The 21,047-nt window shown below is 63.1% G+C and carries 19 protein-coding genes and 1 tRNA gene; 10 read left to right on the plus strand and 10 right to left on the minus strand.

Annotated elements, in window-relative coordinates; translation table 11 throughout:
- Window positions 1–101: 101 nt before the first annotated feature.
- Window positions 102–872, plus strand: coding sequence for an NUDIX hydrolase (locus tag BLQ01_RS13945; protein WP_091552374.1), 771 nt, complete (start codon window positions 102–104; stop codon window positions 870–872).
- Window positions 873–907: 35 nt separating this feature from the next.
- On the plus strand, window positions 908–1,168 hold the full coding sequence (locus tag BLQ01_RS13950; protein WP_026543338.1) for a DUF4235 domain-containing protein: 261 nt from the start codon (window positions 908–910) through the stop codon (window positions 1,166–1,168).
- Window positions 1,169–1,265: 97 nt separating this feature from the next.
- Here the strand turns inward: BLQ01_RS13950 and mnhG are convergent, their stop codons facing one another.
- Genes mnhG through BLQ01_RS13980 form a run of 6 tightly spaced genes read right to left on the minus strand, consistent with a single transcriptional unit; the run spans window position 1,266 to window position 7,568 of the window.
- Complete coding sequence (mnhG, locus tag BLQ01_RS13955) at window positions 1,266–1,658, minus strand: monovalent cation/H(+) antiporter subunit G (protein ID WP_026543337.1); 393 nt, start codon at window positions 1,656–1,658, stop codon at window positions 1,266–1,268.
- Window positions 1,648–1,926 carry an MrpF/PhaF family protein gene (locus BLQ01_RS13960; protein WP_026547836.1) on the minus strand — a complete coding sequence of 93 codons (279 nt, stop codon included), beginning with the start codon at window positions 1,924–1,926 and terminating at the stop codon, window positions 1,648–1,650. Before BLQ01_RS13960 ends, mnhG begins: the two co-directional genes overlap by 11 nt.
- Window positions 1,923–2,489: a Na+/H+ antiporter subunit E gene (locus tag BLQ01_RS13965; RefSeq protein ID WP_091552376.1), complete on the minus strand. Its 567-nt coding sequence runs from the start codon at window positions 2,487–2,489 to the stop codon at window positions 1,923–1,925. Before BLQ01_RS13965 ends, BLQ01_RS13960 begins: the two co-directional genes overlap by 4 nt.
- Complete coding sequence (locus BLQ01_RS13970; protein WP_026547835.1) at window positions 2,486–4,069, minus strand: Na+/H+ antiporter subunit D; 1,584 nt, start codon at window positions 4,067–4,069, stop codon at window positions 2,486–2,488. The genes BLQ01_RS13965 and BLQ01_RS13970 overlap by 4 nt, the downstream gene beginning before the upstream one ends.
- The gene (locus tag BLQ01_RS13975; protein ID WP_091552378.1) at window positions 4,066–4,563 is read right to left on the minus strand and encodes a Na(+)/H(+) antiporter subunit C; all 498 of its coding nucleotides are present in this window, start codon (window positions 4,561–4,563) and stop codon (window positions 4,066–4,068) included. The genes BLQ01_RS13970 and BLQ01_RS13975 overlap by 4 nt, the downstream gene beginning before the upstream one ends.
- A complete protein-coding gene (locus BLQ01_RS13980) occupies window positions 4,560–7,568 on the minus strand; it encodes a Na+/H+ antiporter subunit A (RefSeq protein ID WP_091552380.1) in 3,009 nt (1,002 codons plus the stop codon). The genes BLQ01_RS13975 and BLQ01_RS13980 overlap by 4 nt, the downstream gene beginning before the upstream one ends.
- A 200-nt stretch (window positions 7,569–7,768) precedes the next feature.
- Between BLQ01_RS13980 and BLQ01_RS13985 the strand changes: the two genes are divergently transcribed.
- The 3 genes from BLQ01_RS13985 to BLQ01_RS13995 all read left to right on the plus strand — a co-directional run bounded on the left by BLQ01_RS13985 (window position 7,769) and on the right by BLQ01_RS13995 (window position 10,925).
- On the plus strand, window positions 7,769–9,172 hold the full coding sequence (locus tag BLQ01_RS13985) for an MFS transporter (RefSeq protein WP_091552382.1): 1,404 nt from the start codon (window positions 7,769–7,771) through the stop codon (window positions 9,170–9,172).
- 65 nt (window positions 9,173–9,237) lie between these two features.
- Window positions 9,238–9,720 (plus strand): cation:proton antiporter regulatory subunit, encoded by a 483-nt coding sequence (locus tag BLQ01_RS13990; RefSeq protein WP_026543330.1) that lies wholly within the window; start codon window positions 9,238–9,240, stop codon window positions 9,718–9,720.
- Window positions 9,721–9,725: 5 nt separating this feature from the next.
- Window positions 9,726–10,925, plus strand: a complete 1,200-nt coding sequence (locus BLQ01_RS13995) for a cation:proton antiporter (RefSeq protein WP_091552383.1) — start codon at window positions 9,726–9,728, stop codon at window positions 10,923–10,925.
- Between the two features lie 298 nt (window positions 10,926–11,223).
- Here BLQ01_RS13995 and BLQ01_RS14000 read toward each other — a convergent pair whose 3' ends face one another.
- Window positions 11,224–12,165, minus strand: a complete 942-nt coding sequence (locus tag BLQ01_RS14000) for a PDDEXK family nuclease (RefSeq protein WP_091552385.1) — start codon at window positions 12,163–12,165, stop codon at window positions 11,224–11,226.
- A gap of 385 nt (window positions 12,166–12,550) precedes the next feature.
- Window positions 12,551–13,126, minus strand: coding sequence for a dCTP deaminase (gene dcd, locus BLQ01_RS14005; RefSeq protein WP_011776299.1), 576 nt, complete (start codon window positions 13,124–13,126; stop codon window positions 12,551–12,553).
- Window positions 13,127–13,266: 140 nt separating this feature from the next.
- Here dcd and BLQ01_RS22660 point away from each other — a divergent pair, with 140 nt between their 5' ends.
- A complete protein-coding gene (locus BLQ01_RS22660) occupies window positions 13,267–15,303 on the plus strand; it encodes a CAP domain-containing protein (protein WP_254779448.1) in 2,037 nt (678 codons plus the stop codon).
- 143 nt (window positions 15,304–15,446) lie between these two features.
- Here the strand turns inward: BLQ01_RS22660 and BLQ01_RS14020 are convergent, their stop codons facing one another.
- Window positions 15,447–15,890 (minus strand): SRPBCC family protein, encoded by a 444-nt coding sequence (locus BLQ01_RS14020; protein WP_026543326.1) that lies wholly within the window; start codon window positions 15,888–15,890, stop codon window positions 15,447–15,449.
- 216 nt (window positions 15,891–16,106) lie between these two features.
- Between BLQ01_RS14020 and BLQ01_RS14025 the strand changes: the two genes are divergently transcribed.
- From BLQ01_RS14025 to BLQ01_RS14035, 4 genes are all read left to right on the plus strand, one after another.
- Window positions 16,107–17,603 carry a M15 family metallopeptidase gene (locus tag BLQ01_RS14025; protein ID WP_026543325.1) on the plus strand — a complete coding sequence of 499 codons (1,497 nt, stop codon included), beginning with the start codon at window positions 16,107–16,109 and terminating at the stop codon, window positions 17,601–17,603.
- A gap of 79 nt (window positions 17,604–17,682) precedes the next feature.
- Window positions 17,683–17,753, plus strand: a tRNA-Gly gene (locus BLQ01_RS14030).
- Window positions 17,754–18,070: 317 nt separating this feature from the next.
- Window positions 18,071–18,205: a hypothetical protein gene (locus BLQ01_RS22800; protein ID WP_263422074.1), complete on the plus strand. Its 135-nt coding sequence runs from the start codon at window positions 18,071–18,073 to the stop codon at window positions 18,203–18,205.
- Window positions 18,202–19,359: a N(5)-(carboxyethyl)ornithine synthase gene (locus tag BLQ01_RS14035; RefSeq protein WP_091552386.1), complete on the plus strand. Its 1,158-nt coding sequence runs from the start codon at window positions 18,202–18,204 to the stop codon at window positions 19,357–19,359. Before BLQ01_RS22800 ends, BLQ01_RS14035 begins: the two co-directional genes overlap by 4 nt.
- Before the next feature lie 162 nt (window positions 19,360–19,521).
- On the opposite strand, the gene BLQ01_RS14040 is transcribed toward BLQ01_RS14035, so the two are convergent.
- Entirely contained in the window at window positions 19,522–20,997 is a 1,476-nt protein-coding gene (locus BLQ01_RS14040; protein ID WP_139183496.1) for an MFS transporter, read from the minus strand.
- Between the last annotated feature and the right edge of the window lie 50 nt (window positions 20,998–21,047).

Below are 21,047 nucleotides of genomic sequence, written 5' to 3' on the forward strand. Positions count from 1 at the left end.
CTCCACACCCATCACCCACCCCAAACCCCGCACAACGGGCCCCACAACGGGACCTGAGAGAATGATGCAGCAGAATCCACCGCGGCAAAGGGGCACATTTCATGACGGACCTACCCACTCAGAATCACCCTGCCGGCGAGGACACCCCGTCGGAACCCCGGCTTGCTGCCAGTGTCATCCTTCTTCGCGATGCCCCAGGCGGGCTCGAAGCCTTTGTCCAGCACAGGGTCAGCACCATGGACTTCGCCGCCGGAATGGTGGTCTTCCCGGGAGGTCGGGTGGATGTTGCAGACGAGTCAGGATGGGATTACCCGGCGGAACTGCTTCAACGCCACGCCGCCGCTTGGCGCTCCAGCTCCATCGGAACCGGATCAGGCCCCGGCCCTGAATCACGCCTCAGCCCAAGCCCCAGCCGCGGCGCCAGCACCGACGCCGGCTCCAGCACCGATTTCGAGCAGGCCGAAACCAATGCCGGCACGGTCCTGACCGCCGCAATCCGGGAGGTCCAGGAGGAGTCCGGCCTCACGATCAGTCCCGAAGACCTCCGCCCCTGGGCCAACTGGATTACTCCCACGGACATGCCCAAGCGCTTTGACACTTACTTTTACGTCGCCAAACCACATCCAGGGGCCACGCCCCAGCATCAAACCACCGAGGCCTGGCAATCTTTGTGGATGCCTGTCACCGGAATCCTGGACGCGGAAGCGGCCGGGACACTGAAGTTGATGCCGCCTACTTATTACCTGCTCAAGGAAATCGCCGGCTTTGAAACCGTGGACGCTGTGTGGTCAGCAGAACACGCCGTCGTTCCGGTGTTGGCCCCAGTGGGGTCGTTGGCAGCGTTCCTGAAAGAGCGGGAAGGCCGCCGCTGACACTTGGCTCGGCCCCGGACGACTAGGCTGGAGCCATGAACCTCTTCTTCAAGCTGCTGGGTACCGGAGTGAGCCTCGGAGCAGGCTTCGTCGGCACCAAACTCGTCAACAAAGGGTGGGAAAAGGCCACAGGCAACAAACCACCCCTGGGCAACGACGACATGGAAACGTCCTTGCGTTCAGCGCTGACCTTTGCGCTGATCTCGGCCTTCGTCAGCACCTTGATCCAGGTGCTGGCCAGCCGTGGCACACAGCGCGCCATTGCACGTTTCGCCAAGTCGCAGGACATCGTCTAGCCCTCAACCACAGACAACGACGCGGGGTCGCTTTGCCTCCACTTGATGGAATGAACTCCAGTGGGCACAGGGCGTCCCCGCGTTTTGCTGGGAGCTTTTAGCGGTCGTTCCGGGGCTCTTGGCCCGCGGCAGCCCGCTGCACAACGGCCTCGAGTTCGTCTTTGGTGAGCATCTCGCGGTGGCCGTGCTTGGTTCGGTAGGCGGAGCGGCCCACCATATGGGCGGACACAGGTGCGGTCAGCAGTTGGAAGATCCAAGCCACCAGCAGTACTGGCCACACCCACCACGTCCGCATTTGCAGGCCGATCGCGGCAAGCATGAGGAACAATCCGAGGACCTGGGGCTTGGTGGCTGCGTGCATGCGGCTCATGAGGTCCGGGAACCGGAGCAGGCCGATTGCGGCGCCTAAGGACATCAAGGCTCCCACCACCAGGAACACAGCGGTCACAACATCGATCACGGCATCCACGCCGGTAGCGTCAGGATTCATTGCTCTGTTCCCTCCGTTCCGCTACGAACCGCGCAACGGTCACCGATCCGATGAAGCCGATCACAGCGAGCGCTACCAGCAGCATCAAGTTGTTGAGGTGCCTGTTCAACGCCATGTCGATCGCCAGCGCAGCACCCAGAATGGCCAGCAAAACGTCCGATGCCAGCACGCGGTCCAACAGGGACGGACCAATGGCGATGCGCACAATCGCACCTGCGGCAGCCAGGCTGAGGATCACTGCCGTCACCACGAGGATGATTTCCTTCATCGTGTTGCCCCTTCGGTTCCCGGACGTACTTCAGCGTTGAGCGCTTGCACTTCCTCGGGCGTACCCATGATCCGGATCAGTCGTGCCTCGATGGTCTGGACTTCCTGACGGATCTTGTCAATGTCCGCTTCTTCGTAAATGTTCAGGGCGTGCAAATAAAGGGTGGACGTCGACCGGTCCACTTCCACCACCAGCGAGCCCGGGATCAGCGAGATGACGTGCCCGGTGGCGGTCACCATCAGGTCCGAGTGGCTTCGCAGGGGAACAGCGACGACGGCGCTGCGCACCTTGGGTCCCTTGACTACGGCCAGGAACAACACCAGGAAGCTCGCTGCCACCACTTTGGCGAGGAACATCAGCGCAAAGGGAATGGCGCGCAGGATGTTGAACCTGCCGCTCAGTTCCACTGGTGGAAGGTAGAACAGCTTGGCCACCAAGACCGCGATCAATGCCCCGAACAGCAGGTTGCCTGGGCTGAAATCCCGCCACAGCGCACCCCAGACGATCACCAACCAGATGAGCAGTGGCAGTTCGGTACGGAAGGAAATAGGCTTACGGCTCATTTGGCACCACCCGGCTGCGGTTCCTCGGGCTGGGCAAGCGGGGGCACCTCGACCGAATCACCCAGGACCGAGTGGATGTAGGCCGAACGGTCCAGCATGATCCCAGCTGAGCCGTCTGCAACCTTGAACAGCGGACCAGCAAAGACGGTCAGCGCCACACCGAAAACTACCAGTCCCGCCGTCGACCCCACCATGGTTCGCGGCAGGACGCCCACGTTCCCCGGCGCCTGAAGCGCAGGGTCCGGATACTCGGCGTCTTCGGGCTTGCGCCAGAAGGCCCTGTTCCATACACGCGCGATTGCCAGCAACGTCAGGAGGCTGGTGACAACGCCGCCAACCACCAGCGTGATGGCCAGTGGTGTTCCCAGCTCCACCCCGGCCTGCAGGAGGCCCAGTTTTCCCAGGAAGCCTGAGAACGGCGGGATGCCTGCGAGGTTCATGGCCGGGATGAAGAACAGCAGCGCAAGCAACGGGGAGAGTTTGGCCAGGCCACCCAGCCGGTCTATGGAGGAACTGCCGCCCCGGCGTTCTATGAGGCCTGTGACCAGGAACAGGCTGGTCTGCACCGTAATGTGGTGCGCCACATAGAAGACCGCGGCACCCAGCCCGGCTACGGAACTCATGGCCAGGCCAAACACCATGTAACCGATGTGGCTGACCAAAGTGAACGACAACAGACGTTTAATGTCGCTTTGGGCCAGGGCGCCGAGTATGCCCACCACCATGGTCAGTAACGCCACCACCATGAGTGGAACATTCAGTGTGTCCCCGGGGAAAAGCAACGTTTCCGTGCGAACCATTGCGTAGACGCCCACCTTGGTCAACAACCCGGCGAACACTGCGGTAACCGGCGCCGGCGCTGTCGGGTAGGAATCGGGGAGCCAGAAGGACAGCGGGAACACAGCCGCCTTGATGCCGAAAGCAACCAGGAGCATGACGTGCAGGAGGTTTTGCGTCCCCTGGTCCAGTTCGGCCAGTTTGATGGCCAGGTCCGCCATGGTGATGGTTCCGGTGGCCCCGTAAATCATGGCGATGGCGATGAGGAACAGCACGGAGGAGACCACTGAGACCACCACGTAGGTGACGCCCGCGCGGATGCGGGGTCCGGTGCCTCCGAGGGTCATGAGCACGTAGCTCGCCGTCAGGAGGATCTCGAAGCCCACGTAGAGGTTGAAGAGATCGCCGGTGAGGAAGGCGTTGGAGACTCCGGCCACCAGGATCAGGTACGTCGGGTGGAAGATCGAGACGGGGGCTTCCTGGTCGCCGTCGGCCATGCCTTGGCCGGTGGCGTAGATCAACACCGCAAGGCTCACCACGGTGGATACAACCAGCATGAGCGAGGAGAACTGGTCCACCACCAGCACCACGCCCCATGGCGGCAGCCATCCTCCCAACGTGACTGAGGTTGTACCGCCGTCCCATACGGAGACGAGCAGGAGGCACTCGAGCAGCAATGTGGCGCTGAGGATACCGATGCTCACCACGCGCTGGGCAGTGTGGTGCCGGATCAACAGGAACGCGAGTGCGGCACCCAGGATCGGCAGGAGGACAGCTAGCGGCGACAGGTTTGCGAGGTTCACGCGCTGCCTCCTTCCTGGTTGGGTGCCTTGCTCGGAGTCTCGGTGGCTTCGGGGTGAGTGTGGTGGGAGGAGGTGGGTGTGACGGCGAATTCCGAGGTTTCCAAAGGCACAATCGCGTCGTCCTCGGCATCGAAGCTCGGCGTCTCGGCCACGCGGCGGTCCTCAAGGTCATCCTGGATTTCGTCCTGCCGCGCCAGGACCCACGTGCGGTAGATGATGCCCAACATGAACGCCGTTACAGCGAAGGAAATGACGATCGAGGTCAGGATCAACGCTTGCGGGAGGGGATCGCTGTAGGCTTCGGGGGCTGTTTCCTTGGTGAACAGGGGCGCCAATCCCGCGTAGCCGCCGGTGGTCAGGATCAGGATATTGGTGGCGTTGGCCAGCAACATCAAACCCAACAGCACCCTCGTCAGGCTCCGCTCCAGGATCAGGTAGATGCCGCAGGCATACAGCACGCCCATGACGATCAGCAGGGTCAGGTTGATGCTCATGCGGTACCTTTCCCGGAAGCGGCGGATTCTGCGGCTTCTTCAGCAAGATCGGCGGCGTCTTCCTCAGCAAGGGGCGCCCCCTTGCCCTCAAAGTGTTCGTCGATTTCGGCACCAAGGCTGCGGAGGACGTCGAGCGCCAAGCCGACGACCACGATGTAAACGCCGATGTCGAAGATGGTGGAGGTGACGAACTTGACGTCGCCGAAGACCGGCAGCCAGAACTCTATGATCGCGCTCTGGAACACCTGTCCGCCAAGGAACAGCGGTACCAGACCCGAGGCCGCCGCCGTCGCAAGTCCCGTCCCCAAAAGGGTGCCGGCACTGACTGTCGCAGCCTCGCTCAACTCGAAGCGGCCGCCCGCCAAATACCTGATGGTCAGGGCAAGGCCCGCCGTGAGGCCGCCTGCAAAGCCGCCGCCGGGCAGGTTGTGGCCGGCGAGGAGGAGGTAGATGGAGAAGACGATCATCGAGTGGAAAATCAGCCTGGTCACCACCTCGAAGATGATGGAGCGGCGTTCGGGCGCCAAGGTGCGTCCCGCGACCAGCCATGCGTCACGGCTGACGTCCGTGAACTTCTTCGCCAAGGCCAGCGTGACACCGTCACGCGAGTCACGCTCGACGCCGGTGCGGCGCCCCACGCTGCCTTCCGGCACCGCCTCCGAGGTCTTGATGCGGTCGCCGCGGCTGCGGACGAAGATCAGGCTCGCGACACCCGTGGCTGCGATGGCGAGCACCGAAATCTCGCCGAACGTGTCCCAGGCCCGGATGTCCACCAAGGTCACGTTGACAACGTTCAAGCCGCCACCGCCCTCGTAGGCCAGGCGGGGGAAGTCCAGGGAAATCGGCGTGGCCACGCGGGCGCCCATGGCGTAGATCGCCACGAAAATCATGGTGATGCCGAAGGCCGCGCCAATGATCACGCGGATCACCCGAAGCCGTCCGCCGGTCCTGTCGCGAAGCTCAGCGGGCAGGCTCCGCATGGCGAGCACGAACGCCACCAGGACAATCGTTTCCACCAGCATCTGTGTCAGTGCAAGGTCCGGGGCGCCCTGCAAGGCAAACATCAGGGCAATGCCGTAGCCCGTCACGGACACCATCAGCACCGCAAGGAAGCGCTTGTTGGCGCGGACAGCAGCCAGGGCGCCCACCACGATTCCGGCGCCGGCAACCATCTGCAGCGGAGAGTTTGGATCGATGAAGTAGATGCCGTCCGGCAGTGGCTTGTTGGCCGCGATCAAAGCCGCGAGTGGTACCGCGAAAGCTACGGTGAGGATGACCGTCAAGTAGAAATACAGCGAACCACGCTGCGTGCGGCCGGTGACCCAGACCGCGATGTCATCCAGGGCTCCGATGGTGTGCTGGTAGGCGCGGTCGCCGTCAATCCAGTCCGGAACCAGGCTTTGGGCGCGGGAGACGATGTTGCGTCCGTAGAACATCGCGGCACCGGCTGCAAAAGTCACCGCAGTCAACCCCAGCGCAGGGGTGAGGCCGTGCCACAAAGCCAAGTGTCCGGCGTCGACGGCGTCCGGGGCCTCGGCGAACAACGCCGCATAAGGCTGGATCCAGGTGTCAACGGCAGCGGGCCACACACCGTAGACAATGGTGAGCAGGCTCAAGATCGCCGGAGCCGCCAGGAACGCAGGCTTAATGGGCTTGAACGGCGTAGGTTCAACCCCCGGCTTGACGGCAAACGCCCCCCACATGAACCGGGCGCTGTAGGCGAACGTGAGGATTGATCCGATCACCAGGCCAACCAGGATCCAGACACCCCATGCGGGAGCATCCTCGCCTGTGCCGTAATGGACGAATGCTTCAAACACGGACTCCTTGGCAACGAAGCCAGCCAAGGGTGGAACGCCGGCCATCGATGCTGCGGCGATTGCGGCCACAACTCCCAAAGCCCTCGAGGAGCGGAAGACGCCGGATAGCTTACGGATATCGCGCGTCCCGGATTGGTGGTCGATGATGCCCACCACCAGGAAAAGCGCTGCTTTGAACAGGCCGTGTGCAAGGAGCAGCCCCAGCCCGGCAAGTGCCGCATCCGGGCGTCCAAGCCCCACCACCATGGTGAGGAAGCCAAGCTGGCTGACGGTTCCATAGGCAAGGATGAGTTTGATGTCAGTCTGTCGGAGGGCGCGGTAACCGCCAACGAGCATGGTGGCCAGCCCGAGTCCCAGGACCACCGGCAGCCAGAATTCCGACTCGGAAAAGCCCGGAGCCAGCCGCGCCACAATGTAAATGCCCGCCTTCACCATCGCCGCGGCGTGCAGATACGCACTGACCGGGGTGGGGGCGGCCATGGCGCCCGGCAGCCAGAAGTGGAACGGGACCAGCGCCGATTTGGTGACAGCACCGGCAAGGACAAGTACGACGGCGGCCGTCACCGCACCCTGCATGGGTCCGGTCATGAGGGTGGCCGCTTGGTCCAGGATCGCTGAGATGCGGTACGTTCCAGCCGCTTGACCCATGATGATCAGGCCAAGAAGCATCGCCAGGCCGCCGGCAGTGGTGACCATCAGCGCCTGCAGCGCCGAGCGGCGGGCTGCCAAACGGGTACGGGCGTAGCCGATCAGCAGGTAGGACAGGATGGTGGTGAGTTCCCAGAAGATGAACAGCATCAGCAGGTCATCGGAGGTGACCAAACCGAACATGGCTCCGGCAAAGGCCAACAATTGGGCGCCGAAGCCGCCGAGGTCCGCGTCCTCGTTCTTGAAGTACCGTGCGCAGTAGACCAGCACCAGGGATCCGACTCCGAGGATCAACAGGGACATGATCCACGCCAGGGGGTCCATGCGGAAGGCCAGCTCGAGCTTCAAGCTGGGTATCCACGGAAGGAGTTCTTCTATGCCGCCACCGGAATATACGGGCCCGTACTGAAAGACCAGCCAAACGAAGGCTGCTGCCGGCACCGCTGCCAACACATAAAACGCGTTTCTGCCGAGTTTGCTGAAGATCAAGGGCGCCACAGTTGCCGCTGCAAAGGTGATGGCGAGAACTGTGATCACTGTTTTCTCCGCAAAGTCAGGAACGAATTGTCAAAGTTGGAGCAGGCGGTCATACGTTGGGTTCAGTTCATCTAGTTTATCAAGGGGGTCGGACAGTTTTTCGCCAGGGAAGCAGCCCTGAGGTTACGTTTCAATCCCTGTTCTCCACATAGTGGGCTGTCATCCGCCCACCGTTCTCCCCTCCGCTATAGCATCGAGCTATGAACGCGGCCGCAGTTCCCGAAGCCTCCCACCCGACATCCGAGCTCGCCTCAGGACCTGTCGCCTCCAAGAAGGGCCAAATCCTTGCGTGGGCTTCCTGGGACTGGGGATCAGCGGCCTTCAACGCGGTGATGACCACGTTCGTCTTCACCGTGTACCTCACGTCCAACGCCTTCGGCGGTGAGGACGCTGCCTCCGCGGCGCTCGGGGCGGCCCTGGCCATCGCCGGACTGGCCATTGCCCTGCTGGCTCCGGTCACCGGGCAACGTTCGGACGCCGGCGGCCGCCGCAAGCTCTGGCTCGGCGTCAATACCGCGGCCACGGCTGTGCTGACTGCGCTCTGCTTCTTCGTCTTTCCCCGGCCCGAGTTCCTTCTGCTGGGCGTCTGCCTCATCGCGCTGGGCAACGTTTTCTTTGAGTTTGCCGGCGTCAACTACAACGCAATGCTGGCGCAGATCTCCACTCCAAAGAACATCGGCAAGGTCAGCGGGTTCGGCTGGGCCATGGGCTACCTCGGTGGAATCGTTGCCCTGCTGCTGGTTCTCCAGTTGTTCGTCCAACCGTCCTTCGACTGGTTTGGCGCTTCCACCGAAGACTCCCTCAACATCCGCCTTGTAGCAGTCTTCTCGGCGCTCTGGTTCTTCATCTTTGCCCTGCCAGTGATGTTCGCGGTCCCTGAACTTCCAGTGAAGAAGGCCGCTGCTTCCTTGGGCTTCCTGGCTTCCTACAAGTTGCTGATCCGCCGTGTCGGGGCCATTTACCGGACCAGTCCCCACACCATCTACTTCCTTCTCTCCAGCGCGATCTTCCGCGATGGGCTCGCCGCTGTCTTCACCTTCGGTGGCGTCATCGCAGCCGGTACGTTCGGTTTCGAACTCAAGGAAGTCATCTTTTTCGCCATCTTCGGCAACGTGGTCGCAGCAGTGGGTGCGATCATTGGCGGATTCCTTGATGACAGGATCGGACCCAAAAGCGTCATCGTCCTTTCGCTGGTGGGCCTCCTCATCGCCGGCACCTTCATTCTGGTGCTGGGCAACGGTGACTACGTCTTCCTGGGCAATGAGTGGCCGGCGAGCAACACTTTTTGGATCTTCGGCCTTCTGCTCTGCCTCTTCGTAGGCCCGGCCCAGTCATCCTCGCGGGCCTACCTGGCAAGGCTTGCACCGGACGGTGAAGCCGGCGAGCTTTTCGGCCTGTACGCCACAACCGGCAGGGCTGTCAGCTTCCTTGCACCAACACTCTTCACCCTGTGCATCGCCATCGCCTCGCCCTTGGTTGCCGAGGGCGAAGCCCAACGTTGGGGCATTCTGGGAATCATGGTGGTGCTGCTGGCAGGCCTCTTGGTGATACTGCCGGTCAAGCCGCCGGCCAAAGTGGAAATAGCTGTGGTCCCCGAACGTTAACTACTAAGGACCGGCGGAGTGCGAGAGTCGCACCGGACCGGTTCAGGACAGTTTAGGGTGGAACTATGAACGTGGATGAGACCGAACTCCCGGGCCTGGGGATCCGCAAGGACTTCGTCACTGCCTCTGGTCGTCGTATCGGTGTAGTGGAGTTGCGTGAAGGCGAAACCGAGCTGTTCGTCTCCACCTGGGACGACCCCGACACCTGCCAAGCCTCCATTCCGTTGACTGCCGATGAAGCCGCAACCTTGGGGAACCTCCTGGGCGGCCAGCACATCGCCATGCGCTTGGCGGAGGCACACCGGGAGGTCCCTGGCATCGTCACACGCCAGTTCTCCATCACGCCTGACTCCCCGTTTGTGAACCAGCCCATGGGCAAGGCCCAGGTCCGCACCCGGAGTGGTGTCTCCATCGTGGCGATCATGCGCGAAGGCGAGGTCGTCCCTTCGCCTGCACCCGACGTCGTACTTCACTCCGGTGATTTGCTCGTAGCAGTCGGTACCCAGGAAGGCCTTGACTCGGCAGCCGACATCCTCCGCAACGGCTGAACGGGATGGACCCACTCGCACTAGCCCTCGTTGAGTTGGGGGCCGTCGTCTTCTGCCTCGGCCTCCTGGCACGGCTGGCGGGCCGGATCGGAATGTCCCCCATCCCCCTCTATCTTGTGGGTGGATTGGCCTTCGGAGCGGGTGGCTTCGTCAAACTGGACGGTATGCACGAGTTCGCGCATCTTTCCGGTGAAATCGGCGTGATTCTCCTACTGCTTATGCTCGGACTGGAATATACGGCTTCCGAGCTCGTCACTGGCCTGCGGCGATCCTGGCAAGCCGGGGTCATGGATTTTGTCTTCAACTTCCTCCCCGGCGCTGGCCTGGCCGTCCTCCTCGGATGGGGGCTGGTGGGCGCCATCGTCATGGGCGGCGTCACCTACATTTCCTCGTCGGGAATCGCGGCCAAGGTCATCACCGACCTCGGCCGGATCGGCAACCGTGAAACCCCCGTGGTCCTCTCCATCCTAGTTTTCGAAGACCTGGCCATGGCCATCTACCTGCCCATCCTCACCGCCATCCTTGCCGGCGTCGGTTTCCTTGGCGGGCTGCAGACCGTTGGCATTGCCCTTGCCGTGGTCACCGTGGTGCTGGTGATCGCGCTCAAGCACGGACACCGGGTCTCGCAGGCAGTTCATAGCGAGAACTCCGAGGTGTTCCTGCTGAATGTCCTGGGACTGGCTCTTTTGGTTGCCGGCATCGCTTCCGCGCTCCAGGTATCAGCAGCCGTGGGAGCGTTCATGTTGGGCATTGCCATCTCCGGTGCAACCGCGCACAACGCAACCCGCATCCTCGAACCGCTGAGGGACCTCTTCGCGGCGATCTTCTTCGTAGCTTTCGGACTCAACACCGACCCCACTTCCATACCTCCGGTCCTCGGCTGGGCCCTTGTCCTGGCCGTCATCACTGCAGCAACCAAGATGCTGACCGGGTTCTGGGCCGCGAAACGTGCCGGTATCGCCATGCCCGGCCGCTTCCGTGCTGGAGCAGCCTTGATCGCCCGCGGTGAATTCTCCATAGTCATCGCTGGCCTGGCCGTCGCTTCGGGGGCAGTCCCCGACGAGCTCGCCGCACTCGCCACGGCCTACGTCCTCATCATGGCCATCCTGGGTCCGTTGGCAGCCCGCTTCGTGGAACCGGTGGTCAAGGCCCTCCGCCGAACCCCCGGAGCCCCACCCCGGACCGCCGAACGGGCCCCGGCCTAACTCCGGCGCCAGCTCCCCACGCCCTCTCCTCCCCTCCGCACCCCTCCGCCGAGGGGCGACATCTCAACCCCAAAAAGCCACCCAAACGGGCGAAAGCTAACCCCTCGGCGACCGCCCTCAACCCCTGGCCTCCTCCCAGGGACGACATCCCAACCCCAAAAGGCCGCCGAGGGGCGACATCCCAACTCCAAAAGCCCACCCAAAGAGCCGAAAGCTAACCTCTCGGCAACCACCCCAACCCCTGCCCTCCACCGAGGGGCGACATCCCAACTCCAAAGCCCACCCAAACGGGCGAAAGCTAACCCCTCGGCGACCACCCACCCCGGATCAAAGACTCCCGGATCCGACGCGCGACCCCGTCATAGCCGAGCTCCCGAATCTGCTCCACTGTGACCACAACGGAGATCCAGCCGTTTGCTGCAAGCGCGGCTTCCCTTCGGATGTCGGATTCCTTCTGCGCGGCGCTAAGGTGATGGCCGCCGTCGTAATTGATTGCCACTTTGAAGCTTGGAAAGGCGAGATCCGGCCACGCCACTTCGCGCCCTGAGCCATCGCATACCACGTAGCTCAGCACGGGTTCCGGTAAGAAGCCCCTGCCGATCGCCAAACGCAAGCTCGTCTCAGGCACGGAATCAGCCCCCACCCGCGTCAATTCCAACGCGGCGCGGGCTTTGCGGATGCCACGCATGCCGGCGTGCCGATAGACCTGCGCCTTGAGATCGTCAAGGGAACAGAGAGGTATCCGGTTGTGACCAAAACTCCTCGTTTGCTTGCAGATGAAATGGTCGGCGGCTGCGACCAAGTCCTCGAAGGGCAGCACAGCAGCCAGGTCCAGCCATGTACGGGCGGGGCTTGTCAGGGGAATCCCTTGCCAGGTTCTGACATCGGACTTCGCCAACACCATCCGATGCCCCTTGACTCCCTTGCGTTGGGGCCGGAAAGCACCGTCGGACCTCGTCAAATGAAGCAGGAAATCCTGCTGTGAATCCCAAGGGAGGGGGCAGCCCCAGAGCATGGCAGCCGTTTCACGACAGCAAATGGCTCCCTCACTGATCCCGGTAAGGAGTCTCGCTGTATGGGCAAGATCCTGCTCCTCACCCCAAGGAACGCGGATTCCCCGGCTGGCCACCTGGAGATCGCTGTTCCACGCACGATGATCCGGAATGCCTGCCGCCCGTTGCTCGGCAAGCGTAAAGGAACGGCCCAGAAACTCAATCGGGAGTGGTGCGGAAATCCTCATCAGCCATTGTTGGCATGGTCTTGGAGGCCCCGAGAGGTTACCCACAGTGTGGAGGACTAGTGGAGCTCCGACAGCCCCATCGAGGGGCGGGATCTCAACCGAAAAACCCACTCAAAGTGCCGAGAACTAACCCCTCGGCAATGCTCGCCCTGGACTCCGTAAGGCAGAAGTTACCCGCAAACACATCCCATCGAGGGGCGGGATCTCAACTGAAAAACCCACTCAAAGTGCCGAGAACTAACCCCTCGCAGGGGATGACACCCACCAAAGTGCCGAGAACTAACCCCTCGCGAGGAATGACACCCACCAAAGCGCCGAGAACTAACCCCTCGCAGGGGATGACACCCACCAAAGTGCCGAAAGCTAACCCCTCGCGGGGAGGGGGTTAGATGGACGTCCGGTGGAAGTTCTGGTGGCTGCGGCTGGCGGTGGGGCCGCGCTGGCCCTGGTACCGGTTGCCGTATTCACCGGAACCGTAGGGGTGTTCTGCTGATGACGTCAGCCGGAAGAAGCACAACTGGCCGATCTTCATGCCGGGCCATAGCTTGATGGGCAGGGTTGCCACGTTGGACAGTTCCAACGTCACGTGGCCCGAGAATCCGGGGTCGATGAAGCCTGCAGTGGAGTGCGTGAGCAGTCCGAGCCGGCCCAGTGAGGATTTGCCTTCAAGGCGGGCAGCGATGTCGTCGGCGAGGCTGACCGTTTCATACGTGGAGCCCAGGACGAACTCGCCGGGGTGCAGGATGAAGGGTTCGTCGCCTTCAACTTCAACCAACCGGGTCAGCTCGGGCTGTTCCTCGGCGGGGTCGATGTGGGCATATTTGTGGTTGTCGAACAGCCGGAAGAACCGGTCGATCCGGACGTCCACGGAAGACGGCTGCACCATCGCGGGGTCGTACGGCTCAAGAACAATCCGTTGGGAGTCTATTTCGGCACGTATGTCGCGGTCAGAGATCAGCACAGCATCAAAAATACCCCATGCGTCCAAGTCCCCATGCATTGTCCGGGCGGCCTCGTGGGACTATAGTTCCCGGACATGTAGAGCCGCGCCCGTACCTGGGGGCAACGAGCATTCGCGGGGTAATTGTGAAAAAACTGGCAGTGCCGGCTTCCATTGTGCTGGCCGGGGCGCTGGCCCTTGGCGTGGCGGCCTCCAGCCAGATCCTTCCAGCTACGAACGCAGGTCCCGGCGGCAGCACCACCCCCTCTGCCAGCGTCGAGTCTGGTTTAACGGCACCTGAGTCAAGTACGACGCCGGACGCCTCACCTTCCGTCGACGCCCCCGCCACCGGGGAGGCCTCCGACCCCGCCTCTCTTCCCACCCCGGAGGAAGGATCCCCCAGCAGCGTACCCACCAGGCCCATTGCCGTGGACCCGGTCATTGAGACGCCACCGCCGGTGCCGAACATCGGACCTTCATGGGGTCCTGATGGTCCGTCAACGGAAGGCCCGGAGAACCCGGCCCCAAGCGATCCTGTGGTTTCCAGTCCTGCTGAACCATCGCCGTCGTCATCCTCGGCACTTCCGACGCCGACAGCGCCGGCCATGGGCCCCGTCCCCACGGCTTCTACCTCCGGCTCAGCGGCACCGACGGCGACCCAGACACCAACACCAACACCAACACCAGAGCCCACGCCGTCTGTCAGTCCGACGTCGCCCACACCGTCCCCCACTCGGACGGCAACCCCAACGGCAACTCCCACGGCTTCGCCGTCGGGACCGGCTTCGACAACACCAGCGCCCAGCGAGACACCAACAGACAGCGCCACACCTGCCCCCACGCTGACGCAAACACCAACGCAGGAACCATCAACCACCCCCTTTCCCGGCAAATCCCCCAGCGGTGAAAGCAACCCGGACAACGGTGCCCTGGCCCTGCTCCCGGACAGCAATTCCGCCGCGATCCTGACGGTATTCAACGCGATCAACAGCTACCGGGCGTCGCTGGGGCTGGCGCCGGTGAAGTATCACGCCACAGTGGCGGGCCTGGCCCAGGAGTGGTCGAACAACATCGCAACACGGGAAGTGATCCAGCACCGACCCAATTTCTGGACAGACCCGCGGGCGCTAAGCCCCAACAATGGTGCCGGTGAGGTCATCGCAGTCCGCTGGGACCGCGATGCTGCGCAACTGGTGGAGTGGTGGAAGGGTTCTCCGGGGCACGATGCCCTGCTGCGGGATCCCCGGTTCAACGTCATGGGCATCGGCATTACGTACACGGACGGTAACTGGCAGACCACGCCGAACCGCTACACGCTCTGGGGTGTAGTGAATTTCTTCGGATACACCACGCTCCCGGCCGGAACCACTACGTCACCGGGCGGAACTGTCACTCCCCCCGCGGATCCCATTGGAGCGTGCCAGCCCGGGGATAAGTACCAGCCGCCCACGCTGAACCTCAGCAACGCATCCATCAGGAGTGCAGCCGACCTCGTCTCCATCGCGGCGGACGGAACCGTGTATTCCTACCCTTCCTTGGGGAATGCGAAGTACGGCGCGGCCCGCAAGATCGGCATTGGTTTCACCGGGCTCAAGGAACTGTTCGTCAGTGACTGGGACCGGGACGGCGTCTTCGACCTCATTTCCCAACGCACCGACGGAGCACTGCTGGTGTATCCGGGCAGGCAGACGGGCGGCTTCGGCTCTCCAGGGGTTTTGGGCCACGGATGGCAGTCCCTGAACATATCCGTGGGCAACTGGTGTGCCAACAACAGGCTTCCGCAAATTGTGGCCATGGACGCTTCGGGCGGTCTCTGGTTATACAAGAACGCGGGGATGACGTACATCCGTTCCCAGGCAGCGATCGGCACGGGCAACAAGGCAATCCGGCTCAGCATGGTTGATTACAACGCGGATGGCTTCCAGGATCTCCTGACCGTTGAGCCCAACGGTTCCCTGCGCCTGTACCGGGGCACCGGCCTTGCTACGCCCAAGCAGGAAGCGCGGCCTGTGGTGGGTGCTGCGTGGACGGACTACTCGGGTCTGCGTTCACTGAAGGGCGTAACGGGAGCGAACACCACCGGCATCGCGGGACTGGGTACCAACGGGGTACTGGAGTACTGGGACCTCACCTCGGGAAGGCTGACGACGCCGGTCGCCGTGGGTGGCGGGTGGAGCGGCTACAAGCTCGCCCAATAGCCACCCAACACCCAAGCCGCCCAACACCCGGTAGCCCGGGCGGGCAACACCGCCCAACACCCGGTAGCCCGGGCGGGCAACACCGCCCAACACCCAGCCCGGGCGGGCAACACCGCCCAACAGCCGGGCAACAACGGAACCGCTCACACCACCGAGCGGGACTCCATCACGGTCTTGAGCTGCTCCAGCTGGGCGACTTCACTTTCCATGGTTTTCTGGATCATGCCGTTCATGAGCTTCCGGAGGCCCTTGGGGTGGTATTCGAGGGCGAACCGCAGCCGCGTTGTTTGGCCTTCAGTGCTGAGGTAGTAGCCGCCGGTGGGCCGGGCGGGACCTGCGACGACGGCGAACCGCACTTCCGCTCCCGGCCTGGCCTCGGTGATCTGGAAATCGGCGGCGATGGGCCGGCCACCGGGTCCGTTGAGGGTCTGCTGGTAGAGCGCGCCTTTTTGGCCACGGATGCCGGAACGGAGCGAGATGCTGCGGATTCCGGAGCGCCAGAGGGAGTTGTTCATGCCGTCCATGAGGAATCCGTAGACGGTCATGGCGTCCCGGCTGATCACCACTTCGTAGTCTGCAAATGCCATGGAAACCTCTTTCGCGTACGGTTCGAATGTCTTAGCCCGGTTCCCCATACGCAGCAGCTAACACCTTCAGAATAGTCAGCGGACCATGAACGGGCACACATAAAGGTCGAGCCTTGACCGAATGGTTATCTGGCGCCTTCATAAAGTGACCACTGACAGGGCAAGGCGCTACGGGGTAGAGTTCCCGAGGCTGGCTTAAACCGATGTGGGGGCATTATGCGGGTTCTGAAACAACAAACTTTCGCTTCAAAGGCACGACGCCGGGTGGCCGCGTGCGCTGTTTTCCTCGCCGTCGCGGTGGCTGGTGGGGTTGTCACAGCGGTTCCGGCAACAGCGGCACCACCGCTTGCAAGCACCCCGGCGAAGACAGCAGTCCCCACAACTGTCAATCCGTTGCCGAGCGTGGATCCCATCGGGGATCCAGCCAGCTTTTCGGTCCTGGTCAACAAGTCGCGGCCGCTGAATCCGGCGAGCTACGCGCCGTCGGACCTTATTAACGCACGCGGCTCGGGCCAGTACATGCGGGCGGAAGCTGCCGCCTGGCTCAACGGCTTGTTCCAAGGGGCCGCTGACGCAGGTACCGGCGGGTTGTCGATCGTCAGCGGCTACCGTTCCTACGCCACCCAAACCCAGGTTTACTGGGGCTACGTCAACGCCTACGGCCAGGCCTATGCGGATACCATTTCGGCCCGGCCCGGCTACAGCGAGCACCAGACTGGCCTCGCCATGGACATCGGCAACGCTGCCGGCAGTTGTGGGCTCAGCACTTGCTTCGGCGATACAGCCGCGGGCAAGTGGGTGGCGGCCAACGCCCACAAGTACGGTTTCATTGTCCGCTACCCCAACGGCTACACGGGCACCACCGGGTACAGCTACGAGCCCTGGCATCTGCGCTACGTGGGCGTAGACCTGGCCACCGACATGAACCGGCGCGGGTTCCCCACGTTGGAGCACTATTTCGCGGGCAACACCGCAGCCGCGGCCAGCATCAAGTCCGGCGCGGACCTGGTGGCCGCAGACTCTTCCGGCCGCCTTTTGCGCTACCCCGCGACGGCGGCCGGCGGCTATGCAGGCGCCGTCCAGATCGGTTCGGGTTGGACCGGGTTGAAGCAGGCTTTCGTGGTGGATTGGGACATTGATGGCGTCTACGATCTCCTGGCGCAATGGAACAACGGCGTCCTCGGGGTCTATCGGGGCCTTCCGGGCGGCGGGTTCGCCAACCAGGTAGTGGTGGGCAACGGAGGCTGGGAGCGCATGACCATCACCGTGGGTAAGTGGACGCACGCGCATGGCCGGCCCGGCGTCGTCGGCTATTTCCCGGACGGCGTCCTGCGCTATTACCCCAACACCTTTGGTGGCGCGCTGAGCGCTCCGCAGATCATCGGGAAGGGCTGGAACGGCATGGAGTTGACCATCGCCGATTGGGAAGGCGATGGCGCCAACGACATCCTGGCAAGGACGGGCTCCGGGGCCCTCATCAACTACCGGGGCGACGGTTGGGCAGGCTTCTATGGGCCGGCCACTACCGTGGGCACGGGCTGGCAGTACATGCGGGTGCTGGCCCCGAGCTTCGGGCTGACCGGCGCGGGCACCCGCGGCATCACGGCACAGACTGCCGACGGCAACCTCTACAACTACGGCCTGGGCCGGGGCCAGTGGACAACGTACCGCCAGGTGGGTTCCGGATGGAACGGACTGAAACTGTTCAAGTAGGCGGCCGACGCGCTTGTCATGAGCTGCCCCTCAACTGCGCTAAGCTAGGACTCGCTCGGGCGAATTTCTCCCGGGCAGCGCGGGCGTAGCTCAATGGTAGAGCGCTAGCTTCCCAAGCTCGATACGCGGGTTCGATTCCCGTCGCCCGCTCAAGGAAAGCCCCGGATCCCAGGATCCGGGGCTTTTTCGTGGCCGGGAGCTTTTGCGCTCCGGGCTTCCGCACATCCCGGGCCTCACGTGTCCCGGGCGTTATCGTGCCCGCGGCTTTGCGCCCGGGGCTTTCGCGTTCAGGGCTTTCGCGTTCCGGGCTTTTGTATCCGGGCGGAAGGCCCGACGACGACGCTCGCCCCGCCGGGGACGCGCGCCTGGCGCCTGGGCAGGGAGGGTGACCGCGGCCACTGTGACCCCCGCCGAGGTGTAGGGTCAGGAGTCAGGAGCCATTTCGGCTCCGCTCTAAGGGAGCCATCATGGGCGACAAATCACCGCGCCAAACCGCATCGAAGAAATCCAGCAAGTCCATCAAGGAAAAACGGGCGGATAAGCGGGCTTCCGGCTCCGCCGCCGCGGAGGCAGCAAAACCTTCAACCGGCAGCAAGAAGTGACGGCGCCCAACGGTCAGCTGAGCATCGGCGTCCTTGCTACCTCGCTGAAACCGAACGAGCGTCGCCTGCCGATCCACCCGCAGCACCTGGAACGCATCGATCCTGCCCTGCGCCAACAGCTCCGCTTTGAACGTGGTTATGGAGACCGCTTTGGTGTCTCCGACACCGCGCTTGAAGCGCTGGTTGGCGGACTAGGTACACGCGAGGAGTTGATCGCCTCCAGCGATGTCATCCTGCTGCCTAAACCGCAGGCCCAGGACCTGGCCGAGCTCCGCGATGGCCAAACGCTCTGGGGCTGGCCGCACTGTGTCCAGGACCGGGCCATCACCCAGCTGGCCATCGATAAGAAGCTCACACTCATCGCCTTCGAGGCCATGAACCATTGGGCCGGCGACGGTGGCTTTGGCCTGCACGTGTTCCATAAGAACAACGAACTCGCAGGCTATTGCTCCGTCCTCCATTCATTGGCGCTCACGGGCTCCACCGGCGACTACGGCCGCCGGCTCAGCGCCGTCGTCATCGGTTTTGGCGCCACTGCGCGCGGTGCCGTGACGGCCTTGAATGCCCATGGTGTCCACGACGTCCAGGTTTTGACCAACCGGGGCGTCGCCGCCGTCGGATCTCCGATCCATTCAGTGCGGATCGTGCAATTTGACCACGACAACGAGGCTCCGTTCCTCAGCGAAGTCATCACAGACCAGGGACGCAAACCGTTGGCGCCGTTCCTGGCGGCGGCGGACATCGTGGTCAATTGCACCCTGCAGGACCCCAACGCCCCGCTGACGTACCTCCGCACGGAGGACCTGACGGATTTCCGGGCTGACAGCTTGATCGTGGACGTTTCCTGCGACGAAGGTATGGGGTTCAGCTGGGCCCGCACCACCACGTTCGACGACCCCATGTTCCGCGTGGGCGGACACGTCAACTACTACGCCGTGGACCACAGCCCGTCGTACCTTTGGAACTCGGCCAGCTGGGAAATCAGTGAGGCCCTGCTGCCGTTCCTGGACACCGTGATGGCCGGTCCGGCCGGGTGGGACGCCAACGAGACCATTTCCCGTGCCATCGAAATCCGCGACGGCGTGATCCGCAACCCGGACGTTCTTGAATTCCAGGGACGCTCCGCGGAGTACCCGCACCTGCCTGTGGCCTGAGCCGACAAACACCTCAGCGGCCAACAAAAAGCGCCCCCGGTCCTGCCGGGGGCGCTTTTGTTGTCCAGCTCTTCTGTTTGTTCCAGCTCTTCAGTTGTCACAGCGGTTCACGGTTAAAGCGCTTCCACCGTTGGCCCGTGGGCTCTTTGATCCCGCCGGCACTCAGGCGGTCTGAGGTTCCTGCACGATCCTCAGCACCCGGCGCCTGTCGCGCAGGTCCACTTTCAGGTGCAGCGATGACTTTCGGGCCAGTACGACGGCGACTACCGCAGCAGCAATGGCGGGCACCCCGCCCGAGATGAGGACAGCCAAGTGTGGGCCGAGGTGCTCCGCGAGCCATCCCATCATGGGGCCGCCGATAGCCTGCCCACCGATCAGGACCACCAAATAGAGGCTCATGACGCGGCCGCGGATGCTCATGTTGGAGCTGGTCTGCACCATTTGGTTGGCCGCGGTGAGGAACATGAGGCACCAGAATCCGGCTAGGACCATGGTGACGCTGAACCAGACCATGGAAGGCATCAGCGATGACACACAGAGCATCAAACCGTACAACCCGGCGGACATCACTACCGACCTCAACCGCAGTTGACGACGCCGGGTGGAGGCCACCGCTCCTGTCAGTGCACCGAGCGCAACCATCGCGTTGAGCAGGCCGTAGCCTCCGGCACCGGCGTCGTACACGTGGTCCGCAAAAGCGGCCAGCAGCACCGGAAGGCTCATTGCGAAAACTGCCACGAACCCGGCCATCAGCCAAGGCCAGTAAATGGTGGGCTTGCTGAGGGCGTAATTGAGGCCCTCGCGCAGCATCCCCTTCTTTCGGGGTGTGGGCTGGCTGAGGTGCAACTGGTCCTTGCGGAGGATCAGCAGCATGGCCACGGTGGAGCAACAGGCCACTGCGTTGGCGGCGAAAGCCCAGCCGGCGCCAACGGCAGTCAGGAGCACGCCCGCCAATGCCGGCCCGATCAGGCCGCCCAATTGGAAGGTGGTGGAGTTGACGCTGATGGCGTTCCGCAAGTACTTAGGGCCGACCAGCTCATTGACGAACACTTGCCGGGCAGGCTGGTCGAGCACCGTGACGAAGCCCAGAACCAAGGCAATGACGTACACGTGCCAGACCTGGACAAGGCCGCTCAAGGACAGCACCGCCAGCGCAGCGGCCAGTACCGCCGCCGCAGATTGGCAGATGATAAGGATCCTGCGCTTGGCGAAACGGTCGGCAATCATGCCGCCCCACGGTCCCAGGAAAAGTGACGGCATGAACTGCAGTGCCACGGTAATTCCGACGGCGGTCACGGAACCGGAGAGTTGGAGCACCATCCAGTCCTGGGCGATGCGCTGCATCCAGATGGCGATCACGGCGATGAAATGGCCGATTGCGAGGATCCTGAAGTTGGGGACCTTCAGGGAGATGAAAGTATGACGCCAGGGCAGCTTTTCGCTCACGACGGCGATCGGCTGGGTGACGTTGTCCGGCTGGCTTGCGGCGGGGCGGCTTTCGGCCGCGTGGCCTGGGTCCTGCTGGCTTGTGTCCAACTGGCCTTGGTCCGGCTGGCTTATGTCCGGCAAGGGACGGGCGGACAGGGAATCGATGACGGGCTGGCTGACGTTTGCCGCTGAAGGCGGTGGGGGTGCCAAAAGTAGTCCTCGGATCGAGAGTTTCGGTGGGATGCGTTTAACGCTATGGT

The organism is Arthrobacter sp. UNCCL28 (assembly GCF_900102805.1).
Lineage (GTDB): Bacteria > Actinomycetota > Actinomycetes > Actinomycetales > Micrococcaceae > Arthrobacter > Arthrobacter nicotinovorans_A.

Excerpts from the sequence above, each read along its gene's own strand:
- BLQ01_RS13945 (WP_091552374.1), top strand. The coding sequence starts at position 102 with ATGACGGACCTACCCACTCAGAATCACCCTGCCGGCGAGGACACCCCG.
- BLQ01_RS13950 (WP_026543338.1), top strand. The coding sequence starts at position 908 with ATGAACCTCTTCTTCAAGCTGCTGGGTACCGGAGTGAGCCTCGGAGCA.
- mnhG (WP_026543337.1), bottom strand. The coding sequence starts at position 1,658 with ATGAATCCTGACGCTACCGGCGTGGATGCCGTGATCGATGTTGTGACC.
- BLQ01_RS13960 (WP_026547836.1), bottom strand. The coding sequence starts at position 1,926 with ATGAAGGAAATCATCCTCGTGGTGACGGCAGTGATCCTCAGCCTGGCT.
- BLQ01_RS13965 (WP_091552376.1), bottom strand. The coding sequence starts at position 2,489 with ATGAGCCGTAAGCCTATTTCCTTCCGTACCGAACTGCCACTGCTCATC.
- BLQ01_RS13975 (WP_091552378.1), bottom strand. The coding sequence starts at position 4,563 with ATGAGCATCAACCTGACCCTGCTGATCGTCATGGGCGTGCTGTATGCC.
- BLQ01_RS13985 (WP_091552382.1), top strand. The coding sequence starts at position 7,769 with ATGAACGCGGCCGCAGTTCCCGAAGCCTCCCACCCGACATCCGAGCTC.
- BLQ01_RS13990 (WP_026543330.1), top strand. The coding sequence starts at position 9,238 with ATGAACGTGGATGAGACCGAACTCCCGGGCCTGGGGATCCGCAAGGAC.
- BLQ01_RS13995 (WP_091552383.1), top strand. The coding sequence starts at position 9,726 with ATGGACCCACTCGCACTAGCCCTCGTTGAGTTGGGGGCCGTCGTCTTC.
- BLQ01_RS14000 (WP_091552385.1), bottom strand. The coding sequence starts at position 12,165 with ATGAGGATTTCCGCACCACTCCCGATTGAGTTTCTGGGCCGTTCCTTT.
- BLQ01_RS14020 (WP_026543326.1), bottom strand. The coding sequence starts at position 15,890 with ATGGCATTTGCAGACTACGAAGTGGTGATCAGCCGGGACGCCATGACC.
- BLQ01_RS14025 (WP_026543325.1), top strand. The coding sequence starts at position 16,107 with ATGCGGGTTCTGAAACAACAAACTTTCGCTTCAAAGGCACGACGCCGG.
- BLQ01_RS22800 (WP_263422074.1), top strand. The coding sequence starts at position 18,071 with ATGGGCGACAAATCACCGCGCCAAACCGCATCGAAGAAATCCAGCAAG.